Origin of the sequence: Salifodinibacter halophilus, from assembly GCA_012999515.1 — a bacterium.
Lineage (GTDB): Bacteria > Pseudomonadota > Gammaproteobacteria > Nevskiales > Salinisphaeraceae > Salifodinibacter > Salifodinibacter halophilus.
The window spans coordinates 1-288 of sequence record JABEEB010000159.1; the positions used below are offsets into that span (position 1 = coordinate 1).

1 protein-coding gene is annotated in these 288 nt (G+C 67.7%); it reads right to left on the reverse strand.

What is annotated here, in order from left to right:
- The coding region (locus HKX41_11135) for an amino acid permease (GenBank protein NNC24685.1) at positions 1-288 on the reverse strand (288 nt) is incomplete at both ends.

Here is a 288-nt window from a genome sequence, read left to right on the forward strand (position 1 = left end):
AGTAGTGGGCGATGCCGGTCAGCACCAGCGACACCGCCAGGTACAGCACCATCGACACGCCCAGCGACAGCAGCACCGCGCGCGGCAGATCGCGCTGCGGGTTCTTGGATTCCTCCGCCGCGGTGGTCAGGGTGTCGTAGCCGAACACGGCGAAGAACACCACCGCCGCGGCCGTGCCCACGCCCTGCCAGCCGAAGTGGCCGACGCCGTGTTCGTCGACGATGCGCTCGGGGATGAAGGGCACCCAGTTGGCGGTGTTGATGTAGAACACGCCCACGCCGATCACCA